15 protein-coding genes are annotated in these 15534 nt (G+C 37.3%); 10 read left to right on the top strand and 5 right to left on the bottom strand.

Going from position 1 to position 15534, the window contains the following annotated elements; all coding sequences use genetic code 11:
- Nucleotides 1-2 precede the first annotated feature (2 nt).
- A complete protein-coding gene (locus tag NMG86_RS22500) occupies nt 3-431 on the bottom strand; it encodes a DUF29 family protein (protein WP_026787772.1) in 429 nt (142 codons plus the stop codon).
- A gap of 118 nt (nt 432-549) precedes the next feature.
- On the opposite strand from NMG86_RS22500, the gene NMG86_RS22505 reads away from it, so the two are divergent.
- Complete coding sequence (locus NMG86_RS22505; protein ID WP_026796551.1) at nt 550-969, top strand: XisH family protein; 420 nt, start codon at nt 550-552, stop codon at nt 967-969.
- Nucleotides 954-1289: an element excision factor XisI family protein gene (locus NMG86_RS22510; RefSeq protein WP_026796552.1), complete on the top strand. Its 336-nt coding sequence runs from the start codon at nt 954-956 to the stop codon at nt 1287-1289. The genes NMG86_RS22505 and NMG86_RS22510 overlap by 16 nt, the downstream gene beginning before the upstream one ends.
- Before the next feature lie 149 nt (nt 1290-1438).
- On the opposite strand, the gene NMG86_RS22515 is transcribed toward NMG86_RS22510, so the two are convergent.
- A complete protein-coding gene (locus tag NMG86_RS22515; protein WP_026796553.1) occupies nt 1439-3529 on the bottom strand; it encodes a GmrSD restriction endonuclease domain-containing protein in 2091 nt (696 codons plus the stop codon).
- Nucleotides 3530-3562: 33 nt separating this feature from the next.
- Complete coding sequence (locus NMG86_RS22520) at nt 3563-3748, bottom strand: DUF6753 family protein (protein ID WP_026798773.1); 186 nt, start codon at nt 3746-3748, stop codon at nt 3563-3565.
- A 141-nt stretch (nt 3749-3889) separates the two neighbouring features.
- On the opposite strand from NMG86_RS22520, the gene NMG86_RS22525 reads away from it, so the two are divergent.
- The 3 genes from NMG86_RS22525 (at nt 3890) to NMG86_RS22535 (ending at nt 5249) form a co-directional block, all read left to right on the top strand.
- On the top strand, nt 3890-4279 hold the full coding sequence (locus tag NMG86_RS22525) for a hypothetical protein (RefSeq protein ID WP_026796554.1): 390 nt from the start codon (nt 3890-3892) through the stop codon (nt 4277-4279).
- Between the two features lie 139 nt (nt 4280-4418).
- A complete protein-coding gene (locus NMG86_RS22530; protein WP_026796555.1) occupies nt 4419-4637 on the top strand; it encodes a hypothetical protein in 219 nt (72 codons plus the stop codon).
- Between the two features lie 108 nt (nt 4638-4745).
- Nucleotides 4746-5249, top strand: coding sequence for an ATP-binding protein (locus NMG86_RS22535; protein WP_043939011.1), 504 nt, complete (start codon nt 4746-4748; stop codon nt 5247-5249).
- A 112-nt stretch (nt 5250-5361) separates the two neighbouring features.
- Here NMG86_RS22535 and NMG86_RS22540 read toward each other — a convergent pair whose 3' ends face one another.
- Nucleotides 5362-11544, bottom strand: coding sequence for a translocation/assembly module TamB domain-containing protein (locus NMG86_RS22540; RefSeq protein WP_026796556.1), 6183 nt, complete (start codon nt 11542-11544; stop codon nt 5362-5364).
- 538 nt (nt 11545-12082) lie between these two features.
- On the opposite strand from NMG86_RS22540, the gene NMG86_RS22545 reads away from it, so the two are divergent.
- The 3 genes from NMG86_RS22545 to NMG86_RS22555 all read left to right on the top strand — a co-directional run bounded on the left by NMG86_RS22545 (nt 12083) and on the right by NMG86_RS22555 (nt 13124).
- Entirely contained in the window at nt 12083-12448 is a 366-nt protein-coding gene (locus tag NMG86_RS22545) for a DUF433 domain-containing protein (protein ID WP_238559849.1), read from the top strand.
- A 34-nt stretch (nt 12449-12482) separates the two neighbouring features.
- The gene (locus NMG86_RS22550; RefSeq protein ID WP_237747562.1) at nt 12483-12782 is read left to right on the top strand and encodes a DUF5615 family PIN-like protein; all 300 of its coding nucleotides are present in this window, start codon (nt 12483-12485) and stop codon (nt 12780-12782) included.
- A 66-nt stretch (nt 12783-12848) separates the two neighbouring features.
- Nucleotides 12849-13124: a hypothetical protein gene (locus NMG86_RS22555; protein ID WP_026796558.1), complete on the top strand. Its 276-nt coding sequence runs from the start codon at nt 12849-12851 to the stop codon at nt 13122-13124.
- A gap of 457 nt (nt 13125-13581) precedes the next feature.
- On the opposite strand, the gene NMG86_RS22560 is transcribed toward NMG86_RS22555, so the two are convergent.
- On the bottom strand, nt 13582-13842 hold the full coding sequence (locus tag NMG86_RS22560) for a hypothetical protein (RefSeq protein ID WP_026796559.1): 261 nt from the start codon (nt 13840-13842) through the stop codon (nt 13582-13584).
- 64 nt (nt 13843-13906) lie between these two features.
- On the opposite strand from NMG86_RS22560, the gene NMG86_RS22565 reads away from it, so the two are divergent.
- Together NMG86_RS22565 and NMG86_RS22570 are read left to right on the top strand one after the other, a co-directional pair.
- A complete protein-coding gene (locus NMG86_RS22565) occupies nt 13907-14215 on the top strand; it encodes a hypothetical protein (protein WP_087882110.1) in 309 nt (102 codons plus the stop codon).
- Between the two features lie 44 nt (nt 14216-14259).
- Nucleotides 14260-15372, top strand: a complete 1113-nt coding sequence (locus tag NMG86_RS22570) for an IS630 family transposase (RefSeq protein WP_026797113.1) — start codon at nt 14260-14262, stop codon at nt 15370-15372.
- The last annotated feature ends 162 nt before the right edge of the window (nt 15373-15534 follow it).

Here is a 15534-nt window from a genome sequence, read left to right on the forward strand (position 1 = left end):
ATCTATTCTCGTTCCAAGATTAAATTCATTGCCTTTTTTATAATCTCCTCTCGTTGGACTAATTGACTTAATCCTTCTGCTTCATATTTACCTTCAAAAGCTTCGAGTGCTGCTTTTTCCAATGCCAAATCATAAGCATCTTCCAGGGTTGTTACTAATTCTGTATCAGTCATATAGGTTCCTTTTGCTTTTTCACGAGAATTAGTGCGTTGAATTTGCTTGACAGAATTGCGAATAGAAAGATTCCAAAACCTAGTTGTGCGGTTTTCAGCAGATTGCTTAATCAGGTGCAGAAGCAAAATAATCCCATAGCTAAATATTTTATTCAGTTTATCAGATTTGCTCATTTCTTCTAATTCTTCTACAATTAACAAAGCTTCTGTTATATTGCCTTGGTGCAGGAGTTCTTTGATGGTAAGTAATTCTTCCATATTCGTTATTTTTCCAGTGGTGCTGGTTATTAATTATAGTGTAAAAGAGGATATGAGCGATCGCTATTTCTGTAAACATTGCTGTTGGCAGCAACGACATATCACGCTTTTATAACTAATGTCCAGACGTGATAATTTACATTTATCCCTGCGCCGCACTCTCGAAAAAGATGGGTGGACGATTACGGATGACCCGTTAATTTTAGTGTTAGAACAAACGCTTTTGAAAGCTGATTTAGGAGCCGAAAAATTTTTCGCAGCCGAAAAAGAAGGACGGAAAATAGCTGTGGAAATCAAAGACTTCGATTCCCCTTCAGTCATTAATGAACTGGAAAAAACGATGGGGCAACTTCAGCTTTACCAATGGGCTTTGGAGGAGCAAGAACCCGAACGGCAGTTATTTTTAGCTATTAGTCAAGCCGTCTATATTCGACACTTCCAAAAACCAATTTTTCAGTTAGCCGTCCAGAGGAATAGAATTAACTTATTAGTTTACGAACCAGAGCGGGAGGCTATTATTCAATGGAGCACTCATTAAGTTATGCAGATATCCTGAAAAAAACGCTGCAAGAGGCAACACGAAACCAACCTCGCCTACAAGCGATTCAGCTTTATCCCGTCTGCGATACCGATTCCGGTCACTTTTTGATTCTAGCTACAGGCTGGGATAAGCAACGCTGGCTCGATACTATTCTATTTCACGCTCGCTTGGTCGAGCACCAGGTCATCATTGAAGAAGATAACTTTGAGGAAGGGTTAACCTCTGCACTTATTGACGCAGGTATCCAAGCAGAGCATATTATTACTAGCCTTGATTATCAAAGTGGTGCTAACCCGGTGGTGTTTCAGGCGGTGTGAAGTATTTCTGTCTTACCAGCCACAGAAGGAATTATTCAGCAGGCGATCGCTACCTGTGCAAGCATCGCTCTCCCTGGTATTCGCAGGAAAAGCGTCCTCTCGCTTGTCTCCCATTCCCAAGCCAATAAGTCTAGCGATCGCCTCTAAGCCTAATCTGAGCTACCCATCTGTTTCTCAAGTGACTGCCTTACAAGTCCAATAACATAGGGAAGTTGACTAAGCAAATACAGTCCAATTTCTACATCACCATTACCCCATCGTCCTAATTTCGTAACATCTTTGCAAATACCTTGGGGATCGTTGATTTCATTAAATGACATATTTAGCGAAAGTCTCAGGCGATTAGCTTGCGGCACAATATCCACAAAATTAGTTTCTGCTTTATAAGCAACATACAACTTAAAAAATTCCTCTGTTACGCAGGGATCGAGTGCAAGAACTTCTTTTCTAAAAGCTTCAAAAAGTTCGCGATTCTTTTTGGTTAAAAGGTATGGATGATCGTTGATGCTATACCCCAAAGTTTCAGGCTTAGACTTGTAGGAATCAACTACATTAGCTTTTAATTTAGGATAACCCCAAACATCTAAAGCAAGAGTAGATAAACGTTCAGCACGCTTACAAATAGCATCTTCATTCCATTCTTCAATTTGACTCAATCCTTGATTTAAAGTAAGTGGACTCTCTCTAAATCCTTTTTCCATATCACGTTTTTCTGAAAATAACCGATCGCTATATTCAGAGTTGTATCCAGTGAGTGTCAAGTTGCCCAATGTGTGCAAATAAGTTTGATGAACCCGTTTCCACTCTGAGCCTAATGTCGTTTTCCATGCTGTAGAAAGTTTTTCATTTTGAGGCATGATATGCTCGATGGTATATTCATCTATGGAGACACGCTCTTTCCTACCATAATTTTCAAGCCGACGAATCCAATAACTACGGTTGCGAAATTTATAAAGATCTTTGGTCTTTATTTCTCTTTTGAACTCATCATCATTGGGAAATCGTCGATAAGATGGTAGCAAAAGTAAATAAGACTGAATGCTCTCTAAATGCTTTTCTTTATTAACTGATTTCGATAGAGTGGCAAACGTCTTATTCATTGAGTTGCTAGGAATAGCACAAACAGTCCGCCTAAACACATAGGACTCAATTGTTTGGATCAAAATCAAGAAGTCTTGCTTTAATAATCTTTTGCAAACATAATCATGATAAAGCTCTAGCAAAAGTGGATAGGTAACATCAACTTTTAACTCTCGTAGATCCTGAAAAGCAACTTTAAGCTCAGAATTCTGTTCTTTCCCCAGTGCCATTGCACAAAAATAATTGGCAAAAGTATGGATATCCTTTACGAGATCTTCTACACCTGCTTGAGCAACATTCGGTGATCGTGAATGCTCCTTAAATGCTTCGTATACTCCACCAATATTTGGAATACTGCCAGTTTTTACGGTGAGATAATGTCTCATAAATCCATCGAAATGGATGCCGTAAGCCTCTTGACCAAATTCTATTTCCATTGGTCGCCAATACTTTTCATAGAGGCGCGTTTGTAAGATTGGCTCTAATCCCATCAACACATAATTTCGGATTAGATCCGCTTGACTGAGTTCTCGCCCAGTAGAATTCATGCTCTCAAAAATTAGCTGTGGATTATCTTGATCGCGATTGAGGGCAATGTCTACAACTACTAATTTAGAAAGTCCTTTACAAACTGTTGTTAGCTCACTCAGTTGATCGTTAAGCAGGGTCTCAAACAAGTTGAAATTTTCCATTACCCGAATAGAATGTTCTTTTGGCTGCTCACTATCCTCAAGAATATTGATAAGAGATTGCTTGTCAGCTTGCGAAAGAATGAGTTTGAAGTGCATCTCTCCACTTTCTTCAGGATTGAGCAAGTAATAATTCCTTAATTTGCGCCGAGAAAATCCTTCAAATAACTCACTATCACCTAGAGCATTAGCTAAAGCTGCTATCAGTAATGTGACAGTTGTTAACCTCTGCTGTCCATCAATTACAAGTAGTTGCGATTGACTCGTAACTTGATATATCCCTTTCTCTATGTAAACTATAGAGCCAACAAAATGAGCAGATATACTATCGTCTGAGCCAGTACGCAGGATATCATCCCATAACTGCTTACATTCTTTCTCAGTCCATGAGTAAGTACGTTGATATATCGGTATTATGAATTGAGGAGACTTTTTGATGAATGCAAGTAAATTGGCTTCAGTGGCTTTCATTTGGATAATTATTTAGTGAATATTTGATTTACTTTAGATAGTCGCCCACCGCAAAGCCTCCGCCTGCTCCTGAGTCAAATGAACCGATTCATCCGGTGCAAACCCTCCTTGCAACCAAAGTAAACCCATCCATCCCATCAAAGCACCTATACCCAACGTCGTCAATAGGATACCCGCCGCCACCACCAAAGAACGTGCAGAAGTCGCCACCCTTGTCAATGTAGATTTATCAAACTTTTTTGCTGACTCAGTAAAGTTTTTAATTCTTATGATGTTAAATCAATTCTTTCTTGATAGTTAACTTTCATATTGATTTTATTATGATATAGTTTCCCTGTTCAATGTATTACTCTCAATAAGATGACTAAACTCAATAAATTTAAGGCTTTTTCCCTATCTACCCTAGTCTATGGGATAGCAGCATTAACCTTTTTACCCATTCCCAAAGCACAAGCAGCAACAAATTTTAACTGTCCGGGTCAATTTCCTCAAAACAGAATGCAGTTTTCTGTGAGTTATCTTGATGGCCGATTTACAACCATTACCTTAACTCCTCAAAGTGGGCCGCCTCGCACCAATCAATTAAGATATGATCGACCCAACGAGCGGGGAGAATTGGTTTATCGGGGGGGTGATATGGGAGGCGCTGATATCATCGTCATCGACTTATCAAAAGGAGCCGTCAAACCGGGGACACAGGTTTCTGTCTCACTGGATGGACAGTGGGCGAGGGGAACTTGTCGGCTCTAATTCAGTTAACTTTTGAAATAGGAATGATACGGAAACCGAGTTTTTGATTGATAAACGCGGTTTCTGGGAAAAATATTCTAATTCTAAAAGAATATACAATAAAGATAGATTTTAATTTAGATAAAATCAGGAGTAACAAATGGAAGCAATTACGATTAAAGTTGATAATGAAGTAGCGAAGCTTTACCAGGAAGCGGATAGTAATAAACAAGAAAAAGCAATTTGGGTTTGTAGTCTGATTCTAAAAGAATTATTAAAGCCATCTGATTTTGATGAGATTGTTAAACAAGTGAGAGAAGAAGCTAAAGTTAATGGTTTAACTCCCGAAATTTTAGCCGAGTTATTAGAAGATGAATAAACTTAGAACTGTATTAGATACAAATATTGTAACTCTCTGATCACTTACCCTAAAATTATAACCCTTATAAATCTATTTATCAAGCAAAATATTTTAATTTTATCAAATATGATTTGTCATTTTATGGTTGGTATTCCGGGTTCGGGAAAGTCAACGGTTGCTCAACAGCTTGCGGATCTCACCCAGGGTTTAATTGTTTCTACAGATCGAATTCGAGAACAACTTTATGGGGATGAAATTATTCAGGGGAATTGGTTAGAAATTGAACGAAAAGTATTACAAGAAATGGAACAGGCGATCGCATCTTCTCAACTAATTATTTATGATGCGACTAATGTTTATCGACCTTGGCGACTCGATATATTAGAAAAAATTGCTCTAATTTATCCAGAAATTCCTCGATCTTGGATTGCTTGGGTATTAGAAACTCCGATAGAAACTTGCAAATTTCGGAATCAAAATCGCCAACGTCAAGTTCCTGAATCTGTGATTGAACAAATGGGAAAAGCGATCGCAGATTTTCCTCCCACTACCTCGGAAGGATTTATCAAAGTTTATAGTTTAAAACCAGACTATTTTGACTTAAAAACCCTTGTCAACAATTTATTATAGCAGTCACGCTTCGCAATTATAACATCCCAGGAGATACACTCTTTTTTTCCCTGTTCCCTCCCCCCCTAACCCCCCGTGCACGGGGGGTTAGGGGGCTGTTCCCTAATATCAATTAAAATCTCGTTTCATACTCAAACCGAACTTCACTTTCATTCCTAAAATTCGTAACTCCCCGCAACAATATATTATCATTAAGACGATAATTAATATTAAATTGAAACGGTTGATCCGCAGCTAAAACTCTACTCAAAGACACATAAGCATTATCAGTCACATCTAAACCAACTTCAATTCCCACTCCTAAAGCGGAAGCTGTACCCTTAGAACCTCGTTCGGCTACCCGCGAGGGATAAATCCTAAATTCCGTTAATCCCGTGGCGTTAATCACATTCTGTTGGAGTTTACCAAATAATCCGGTACTGGCAATATTTGCTAATACTAATGTACTATCATCTTGAATGCCTTGAATCACACTTCCCCCCAATAAAGCCACCAATTCATTTTGAGAACGGGACGGAGAACTTTGTAGCTTAATAATATCATTAATTTCCGAAGCTGGGCCGCGAACAATTGCGGTAATTCGGATAGTTCGGACTGTTCCAAATCGAGAAGGACTTAGGGCTTCCGTTTGTTCCGCCGGAAAAGCCGAAGGGGGAGAAACAAACCTTAAAGTTTCAGGAACACGGGTGACTAAACGGACATCTAAAATTGGATTTAATCCCTCCGAAGGAACAAATATTGCCCGTTGGGGATAGCCTCGATCTAACCTTAATTGACTGGTATAAAGATTAACTTGTCCTCCGGTTAAGTCAATCGTTCCTTGAGGACGAATATCATCAAGACTGGCTAAACTTCCATTTAATTCAATCGTTCCTTTCGCATTAAAATTAATTAAAGGTGCATTTAAAATCGGGGGAGTCATGACTTGAATATTGTCGCCTAAAGTTAGTTTTAATCCGTTCAGACTGACATCAACAGGAGGTTGAGTTGTATTCGTAGTATCTGTGGGTAAGGTAGCGGTTTGTTCCGAAGGTAAGGTAACTTTTCCCTGACTTAATATGACTTCTCCTCCTAATTTTGGTTTCAATAATGTTCCTGTAAGAAGGATAGCACCATCAGCATTTCCTTTATAGAGTTCGGGTAAATTAAGTGTTAGTTTTTCCAGGTCTAATTGTAGAGGAGTTTGCAGATCTGGGTCATTTTCATCTAAGGGACGAGACACGGGTAAAACCCCACTTAATCGGATACGTCCGGTTCCTTTATCTCCTTGTAAATCTCCTTGAATATCTTTAACTTGAATCCGATCGCCGATAAATACAGCAGTTCCACTTAATCCCACAATTGATTGTTCTAAACTGCGAGCAATTAAAACTGCATCTTGAATTTTAAATAATCCTTCTGGTTTCAGGTTGAGCTTAATTCCTCCAGTTTCCGGTTGTTGTAAACTACCACTGATTCTTAATTGAACTAATCCTTTTCCTTCCTGCCAATTTAATTCAGGATTCAGTAAATTGATCACTGCTAATCCTTGATCTTTAATATCAACTCTAACATCAACTACATCACTTTCAGAAGTTACTTTTGCAAAGGGGAATTGAAAAGGTAAAGTCCCTCTAAAATTAATTGGATCGGTTTCGGTAACTAACAAACTTCCGCCAAATCTTAGTCGAGCATTATTATAACTAAAACTGCTTTGAGCTTCTTGAATTGGTTCATTATTAACCGTTGCTTCTAATAAGGTTAATTCCCCCGATGATTGGGGATTATCTAAAGTTCCCCCAATACTCGCCCGAACATTCAATTGTCCGGTTAAATCCACATTTGGCAAATCGACAATTTTTTCAATTTCTTCTAAGCGGATATTTTTACCCCGAAACTGACCTGATATTTGTTGATTGGCTAAATTTAACTGTCCGCGAAAATCATATAATGCTGATTCAGCAAGCAATTGAATGGGTTCAACCCGCACCACATTATCTACAAAATTCGCTTCTAATAAAAACTGATCGGCGGTATATCTGCCATAATTCCAATCTTGACCTTTGATGGTTGCTGTCGCATTAATTCCCCATTGAATTGAACCTTTAAATGCAATTTCTCCGGTAAATTTTCCGTCTAAATCTCGTAAAGGAGGTAAGGGTTCCGCCGCGATTTCTGCTAGGGATTCTTGTAATATTCGTCTAATTTCTTCTAGGCGTTGTAATTGTTCAAATAACGTAGCTGTGGGGGGTAAACCGACGGGAACAGGCTTTACATCGGTGGCTATTCCATAGTTTGGAGGGGTTAATCCTCTGCCTAAATCTGCTAAATTAAAGATTTTTAGGGCGGTTAAAATATCCTGTAAACTCCCTTGGGGGATTTTAATTGTTCCTTCAAATTGATTCGATACAGTGGATAAATTCTGGGTTTGAGGTGTGGAAAGACTGGCTAAAATATCAGAAATATTGGCTTGACCATTAATTATAATCTGAGTTATGCCTTTGCTCAATTCAGCATCGGTTAACTTAGCAATACCATTTTGATAACTAAAATTTCCCAAAAATAAATCGGTTTCAATATGACCTAAAATTAGGTTCTGGATCGCAATATTTCCGATTACCCCTATTTTATTAATATCAAAACTGGCTAAATTAGAGACGGTTAATTTTCCCGATGCTATACCTTTTAATTGTCCAATATTTAGTTCAGCTAAGGGAGATAAACTTAATGTTTGTAGAGGAAAGTCGTCTAAATTAATCTCTAAATTATTCCCTTGAGAGTTTCCGACTAATTGACTATCATTCCGTTTTACTAAAAAGGAAGTCGGTAAATATTGATTATCCAAAGCTAATTCTATTTTATCCCTTTCTCCCGCTAAGGCAATATTAACCTTTTGATTTGGAATAATATTCACAGTTCCTGCTAGAATGGATTCAAAGGTGACATCCCGAACTGCAAAGTTATTTAATCTTAAATTTCCGTTTAGGTTTAAAGCCGAAGGAGTCCCCGTTAATTTACCATTAAAATCAACAATTCCAGCCACTAAAGGACTATCTCCGGTTCTAATTTCTAAGGGTAAAGCAGTTAAGAAACTTTGCACTAATGGAGATTGTAAATCAAAATTATCAGCCCGAACATTTAGGTTTAAATTAGATAATTGGGGAATACCATTTCCTTGAAATTCAACTCCAATTAAGCCATCAGTTGAAAATCCCTGGGTTTCAGCTTTTTTAATATTAATTTCTCGACCATTCCAGCTTGCAATGGCTTCAAAAGGTTGTTTAATAATCGGTAATTCTGTTAGTCTTAATTGACCTAATGCCTGTATAGTGTTGGGATTAAAGGAGGCAATATTTCCTTCTCCGGTGATTTCAGTAGTTAATAATCCTCGCAATAAAGGCATATTTTCAGCTTGCTGTAATAGTCCATTTTGACGTAAACTATTTGGTATTTGAGATTCAACTAATTGAGAGAATCGACCTAAAGCAATTTGATCTCCTTTAATGGTTGTTTTCCATTGTCCTTGTCGAGTTTCTCCGGTTGCTAAAACTATACCGCCGTCTCGACCTAAATTTACCTTACTATCGAGGAAAGCTATTAAGTTATTAGGGGAAAAATTAGTCAGATTCCCATTAAATTTTGCTAACCCTTGTAGGAATCCTCCTTGAAAATTTAAGGCGTTAATTTCAGCTACTAAACTAGGTTGTAAATTTGCTAAGGGTAATCCGAAATTAATTAAGGGTTGTAGAGGAATTTGATCGGTGATTACTTGACCTGTTAATTGATTATTTGCTAATTGTCCTTCTGCATTAATAATTCCACCAAAATTCCCTAAATTAACCTGTGCTAATCCCGTAGCAATCAGACTATTAAGATTAAAATTAGTTAAATTTCCGGTAAGATTTCCTTCTCCGTTTAAACGACTATTACGAAAGTCTAAGGTTTGAATTTGATTCTGGAGGTTTGGGGGTAAATTAGCGAGGGGTAAACCTAAATTAATCCAAGGATTTAACTGGATTTCTTGAGCATTGAATTGTCCTTGAAATTGTCCTTGATTAAGTTGACTATTGGCGGTAATTATTCCTCCTAATTTACCTAAATTAATGACTGTTTTGGCATTTCCGATAAAGTTATTTGGGCTAAAATTCTCTATTTTACCTGATAGAGATCCATCAATTTGTAAAGTTCCTTGACTGATATCTAAACTCTGAATTTGGGAGGTGATAGCATCAGTTAAGTTGGCAAAGGGTAATCCAATATTAATTAATCGAGGTAAGGATAAATTATCGCTAGAAAAATCCGTTTGTAGTAGTCCGTTTTGGAGTTGGGCGATCGCCTTAATTGTACTATTCTGAAAATTAAGTTGAATTTGACTATCCGCTTTTAAACTATTCAGGGAAAAATCTTGCAAATTTGCTGATAATTTGGCGGCTAAATTTAACTGACCATCGGTTAAATCAATAGATTGAATTTGTTGTTTAGTTGTATTAGGAATTGTGGAAAATAATAGACCCAAATCAACTAAAGGAGTTAAGGAAAGTTGATTAGCTATGACTTCAGCATTCCAAATTTGATTATTAGTTTGTTGAGCAATAATATTCAGATTTCCCTCAGCAATTTTAATCTGTGCTTTCGCCGTATTTCCTGAAATTTGAGCTTCCCCAAAAATCGGATAAATTGTTGAAGGTAAGGAGAATTGACTATTAGCTTTTAAGTTGTCTAAATCTCCAGAAATTTGACCATTTGCTGATAGGTTTCCAATCGGAAAACTGGGGATAAATCCGTAGGATTTAGCGATCGCATCCACAGGAATATTATTAACATTAAAATCTAACTTAACAATCGGATTAAGTTCGGTTTTTTGTTGTGAAATCTGAGGATTTGGGGGTAATTTTAGTAAAGTTTTTTGATCAACCGTAGGCTGAGGTTTTATTGGGGGTGCTAATAACGCGGTCATTCCTGCTAATTTAACTTCCCCTTTTCCGGTTACTGACCCCCCAAGGGAAGGTTGAATTAATAGGTTTTGAATCTCAATAATTGGATCAGCTAAAATCTTAAAATTTGGATCAAGTTTAGTTAATATATTAAAATCCGTTTGAATTGTATCAAAATAAACGCGATCTAATAAGGTTTTTTGAGTTGTGCCGATATTTCCTGAAATTTTAGGACTGTTTAAATTTCCTTTTAAGTTAAGATTAGCTTTCAATTCTCCCGTCACCGGAAAGGGAAGGGTAACAGGTTGGTTCTGAATAGTTTCTACGGTTTTTAACAGGGTGGAAACTTGAACTGGTTGTAAATTTGCTAATAAATCAACTTGAGTTTTAGCTAAGTCTAAGTTAGAATTAGTTAAAACCGATCCCGTTAATCCTAGAGCCAAATCTGCCATAGTAGTATTCAACTGATCAATGATCAATTTAGTTCCCGAAAATCGTAATTTAGCTTGACTCAGATTAACAGGTTCAGGAAGACTATCAACAGCAATTTTAACTTGATCTAAATTCAGCGTTCCCCGAACATCTGATGGTTTATAATTATTTAATTTAACGTTTAAATTTGTATTAAGTTTTCCCTGTTTAATCGAAATCCCAGGAGTTTCTACAAACCAAGCTAAATTGCTTAAATTCAAACTATTAGCTTGAATTTGAGCATTAATTTTTCCTGTTTCTAATAAAGCATCTCCCTTGATGGCAAAAGTACCTGTTTCTGCAAATTTACCCCTTAAATTCGCTTGAATGCTCTGCTGATCTTCGGTTAAATTAGCTTTGATTTGATCCACCGCAATCACAATCGGCTTTTCTTTGGCTTTCAAAAGCTGATAGGGCATTAAATTAATTTGAGCATTTTCAATCCCAATCGTTCTAAAAACCAATGTAATTGGAGGATTTGGATCTAACTTAAGTTGAGTATCAATCCAGTTTCCCGATGAATTTTGTTCAATATAAATATTAGGATTAACTATGGTAATATCAAGTTGAACCTTGGGTTTAAACAAGGATAAAAGAGAGAAATTAACCTCTACCGCCGTCGCTTCCCCCCTATCGGTATCCGTGGCTGTGACGGGAATGGACGAATGACCAAAACGAATACTATTTAGGGTAAATCCTTCAAGGGGGCCAACATCAACTGGCCGTTGTAGTATCCCTTCTAAGACATTACTAATTATGGGGGCTAACCGATATCGAATCAGCCAACTGGCGGTTGTCCCCACGGCTAACAGGGTGACTCCGCAGCCCATACCGCCCCAAAGCAAAATCCGCTTTAACCGTCGTCGGCGGGGTACAATTGATTCAGAATTGGGATTCGGTGTATTAGTCATCTCAAATCTGGCTGTAAGTAAATCAAAACAACATTATAGAAGCAATTCAGACTTTAGCATTTTAGCAGTGACATTGATCGGACAGAAGGAGAATGAGAACATTATAGGGATAAGTTAAGTTAAGAAGATTTAGAAACGGGGATAAAAATCTTCTTTTTTTTGAAGTCTTGACTAAAAATTATTAACGAAATGTTTTTCTCCAAATAAAAAGCACATCATCCCAATCTTTTTCAACATCAAAACCACCGATTTTTTCTACTAAATGGGGTGGATTTACCTTTTGCAAATCTTGATGCAGTTCTTGGTCACTATCGGAAAATATACCGAAAGTTTCTGCCTATTATTTTCTATAAGGTGAATATATCGAAACTTTCGGCTTTTTGTCCCCTAGTGGTTGACAAAACAGAAAGTTTCAGTGTAATAACATAGTTAGGCGGTCAGGAAAACTTTGGTAATCAATCATACGGTGTCAGACAAAGTATTCTGATTTTTGCTAAAATATTTTTATGCAGTTCAACTCAGGTGCAATATGTCCCTAATGAACACCCCAGCCAAATTCCAAGTAACTTCTCCCCCTTTTCGTTGGGATGAAGCGGGAGGTATCCGTATAGGTTCGAGCCGAGTGACTCTGGATAGCATACTTGCCTCATACCACAACGGCTCCACTCCTGAAGAAATCGCTATTCAGTTTTCAGTTCTTCGTTTGGAAGATATATACAGTACCATTGCTTATTATTTAAATCACCGTCAGGAAATTGACAGTTATTTGGAGCAACGTGACCAACAAGCTCAACAACTGAGACAACAACTAACTCAAAAACACAACTTAGTCGATTTAAGACAGCGCTTGCTTGCTCGTCATCAGTCAAAAGGAGAGTCGAGGCAAAGTGCGCCTTCTAACTGACGAAAATTTTAATGGAGCCATCTTGCGTGGGCTGGTGAGGCGTTTACCTGAATTAGATATAATTCGCGTCCAAGATGTAGGACTGATGAACACTGGCGATCCAGATATTTTAGAATGGGCGGCTAATGAGGGACGCATCTTGCTCACCCATGATGTAGCCACTATTACGATGTATGCCTACAATCGTGTCAATCAAGGACTACCTATGACTGGAGTTGTTGAGGTGATCTCAAAAGCGCCCATTGGTAAGATCCTTGATGATTTAGAACTATTTATTTGTTGTAGTGAACCTGAAGAATGTGAAGGTCAGATTCTTTTCATTCCCTTTCCCTAATTCCTACTATTTGCAGGGTATTATGGAGGGGTTAGAACAGGTAATGTAGCGATTGGGAGTCAACTTATGCAAGCCATACTTTTAAGCCGCGAAGAAGTTGCTCAACGTGCAGAGCAACTGTACGAAAGCAGAATCCGCCAAGAAGTGGAAGTTGAAGAAAATATTGGCAAGATGGTCATCATAGACATTGAGACAGGTGACTATAGGATTGATGCAAATGGCTTACGCGCTGCTGACTTCTTGAGCGAGAAGCACCCCCATGCTCGACTCTTTGGGATTAAAATTGGGTACAACGTTGCGGCCGCTTTTGGTGGGGGTGTTATGGAGCGTGTAGTCAAGTGATTTCAGGGATTGTGGCTGATGGACACCCGATTATTACCATCCCATTTCGGATTCCAAATCGCGCTGACTTCCCCATTGAATTCGTGATAGACACAGGATTTACCGATGAGCTTTGTTTACGTTGAGTCCCCAAAGGTAATCAGCGATCGCAAAGCATAAGTAATATATAGGTGATCGGGGCATAAACCCACATTCCGCAGATATTTAAGCCAATTGAATTTCCAATTAAATTGGAATAAATAAAAGCCCAAATGACTGCCATGTAATAATTGGGGCTATTTTTAATGTAGAATAATAATTGGAATAGCTCAAAAAAGAAAAAGGGGAAAATAGTTGTAAATAAATCTAAGTTATGAGTCAAGATGAGAACTCTTGGCTGGAACGAACTTGGTTATAAAATACAAATTTGTTAAAAAAGAGGATTCTATTTCTATGAAAAAATAACAATTATTTTGGTTTAGTTAAATAACGGTAAATTAGCTATATAATCTGATAATAAAGCCTCGGAAGTTGAACGAAAAACTGTAAGGGTTTTCAATTTTTTAGAATTAGTGGAAAATTTAGCCCCCATCTGCCGAATGTGGGTTTCAACATCAAAACCACCGATTTTTTCTACTAAATGGGGTGGATTTACCTTTGGCAAATCTTGATGCAGTTCTTGGTCACTATCGGAAAATATACCGAAAGTTTCGGCTTTTTGTCCCGTAGTGCTTGACAAGACAGAAAGTTTCAGTATAATGTACAGTTAGGTGGACTCCGTCAGATTTGCTAGTGGAGGAATAATGAGCGGACGAGAATCAATTCGCGGTTACCTTGTTCAAACTCTAATCGCATTATTTGAAGCGATGTCAGATAAAGAATGGGTATCTATACGCCTTGAACCTGGTGGAGATGAAGAAAAAGCTGATCTAATCTTTTACTTAAGTGATAATCGCAAACGAGCAATTCAAGTTAAGAGTACAGCCAAGTCATTTCAGAAGGCAGAAATTGAGCGCTATGCAAGCGCGCTTGAAAATAGTGTAGCGGCAGATGAATATCGTCTTATTCTTGTTGGAAACTTGGGTTCTCGAGTTAAGCTGTTCAGCATCTAAATAGGGTATAATGAAAAACTAAGTTTAGAAAAATCAATAAAAAGATGCCTGCTAAAAATCACTTAAATGAAAAGCAAGTAGAGAAACTACAGAAAAGATTGAAAGAGGAAGAAAATGGACAAATCAGAGAAAGAATCTTGATTCTACTATTGCTAAATGATGGTAAAAAACAAAGTGAAATTGCCAATTTTTTGGGATGTTCAATAAATAAAGTATGTTATTGGTGTGTACATGGAGATCCGGACAAGTTAGAAAGCCTGAAAGATGAAAGAATGAAAGGAAATAATAGAAAAGCCACAGATAAATATATAGAGATATTATTAGAAACTGTAGAAAAAGAACCGGAAGAATTAGGATATGAATTTGGGAGATGGACAGGAGAAAGATTGGCAACTTATTTAGAACAAATCACAGAAATAAAATTAAGTGGTTCACAAGTGAGAAGGATATTAAAGAAAAAAAAGTATGTTTACTTGTGGGCAAAGTATAGCTTGGAAGAGAAAAGAGATCCAGAAAAAAGGAAATTATTTAAAAATAAAATAGAAGAATATTTAAAAATAACAAAAGAAAGTCCAGAACAATTACAGGTATGGTTTTGGGATGAAAGTGGATTTAATTTAAGAGTAATAAAAAGAAAGAACTGGTGTGAAAAAGGAAAGAGAAGAAAGATTAGAGGAGACAGAAGGAAAGGAAAAGTTAATGTTATGGGAGGATTGAGGTACTCGGACAAAAAAAGATTTGTAGAATTTCTGGATAAAGGGAATGCAAATAATTTTTATCAAGTGTTAAAAAGTTTTTATCAAGAGCTAATTCATGAGTGGGTATTAGCGGGAAATCAAGCAGAAGAATTTGTAGAAAAAGGAGCAAAGATTGTCATTATTCTTGATAATGCAAGTTTTCACAAAAAAGAAGAATACCTAGAAAAAATTAAAGCAGAAATGCCTAATATCTATTTAGAATTTCTTCCAGAATATAGTCCAGATTATAATTTAATTGAATTGGTCTGGCATTCAGCTAAAGAATATATTGCTAATCGACTCTTTAAATCAGTTGATGAGCTAGAGTGTTTATTGCATCAGCTTTTAAATGAGGGACAGTTATCTATTAAATGGGGACGTAAACTTAAAAACAAAGGTAATGCTATAATCACAGTTTAAATGCATAACAGCTTACCCTGGAGGAGATTAGTAAGATTGGAAAAGTTATTGTACCTGAACCAGTACCGCAAATTCCCCGTATCCTAGTCGCAGCAGCTGCACATCATCTCGAAGACTGGCTAATCCAATACGGATACTCTGCTATTCCTGCATTGGCGCGAG

Source organism: Planktothrix rubescens CCAP 1459/22 (assembly GCA_904830895.1).
Lineage (GTDB): Bacteria > Cyanobacteriota > Cyanobacteriia > Cyanobacteriales > Microcoleaceae > Planktothrix > Planktothrix agardhii.

Bases quoted from the DNA above. Each gene is read 5' to 3' on its own strand.
- NMG86_RS22500 (WP_026787772.1), bottom strand. From the start codon at position 431: ATGGAAGAATTACTTACCATCAAAGAACTCCTGCACCAAGGCAATATA.
- NMG86_RS22530 (WP_026796555.1), top strand. From the start codon at position 4,419: ATGGAAGCAATTACGATTAAAGTTGATAATGAAGTAGCGAAGCTTTAC.
- NMG86_RS22555 (WP_026796558.1), top strand. From the start codon at position 12,849: ATGCAAGCCATACTTTTAAGCCGCGAAGAAGTTGCTCAACGTGCAGAG.
- NMG86_RS22565 (WP_087882110.1), top strand. From the start codon at position 13,907: ATGAGCGGACGAGAATCAATTCGCGGTTACCTTGTTCAAACTCTAATC.
- NMG86_RS22570 (WP_026797113.1), top strand. From the start codon at position 14,260: ATGCCTGCTAAAAATCACTTAAATGAAAAGCAAGTAGAGAAACTACAG.
- NMG86_RS22540 (WP_026796556.1), bottom strand. From the start codon at position 11,544: ATGACTAATACACCGAATCCCAATTCTGAATCAATTGTACCCCGCCGA.
- NMG86_RS22525 (WP_026796554.1), top strand. From the start codon at position 3,890: ATGACTAAACTCAATAAATTTAAGGCTTTTTCCCTATCTACCCTAGTC.
- NMG86_RS22545 (WP_238559849.1), top strand. From the start codon at position 12,083: ATGAACACCCCAGCCAAATTCCAAGTAACTTCTCCCCCTTTTCGTTGG.
- NMG86_RS22535 (WP_043939011.1), top strand. From the start codon at position 4,746: ATGATTTGTCATTTTATGGTTGGTATTCCGGGTTCGGGAAAGTCAACG.
- NMG86_RS22515 (WP_026796553.1), bottom strand. From the start codon at position 3,529: ATGAAAGCCACTGAAGCCAATTTACTTGCATTCATCAAAAAGTCTCCT.
- NMG86_RS22510 (WP_026796552.1), top strand. From the start codon at position 954: ATGGAGCACTCATTAAGTTATGCAGATATCCTGAAAAAAACGCTGCAA.
- NMG86_RS22505 (WP_026796551.1), top strand. From the start codon at position 550: ATGTCCAGACGTGATAATTTACATTTATCCCTGCGCCGCACTCTCGAA.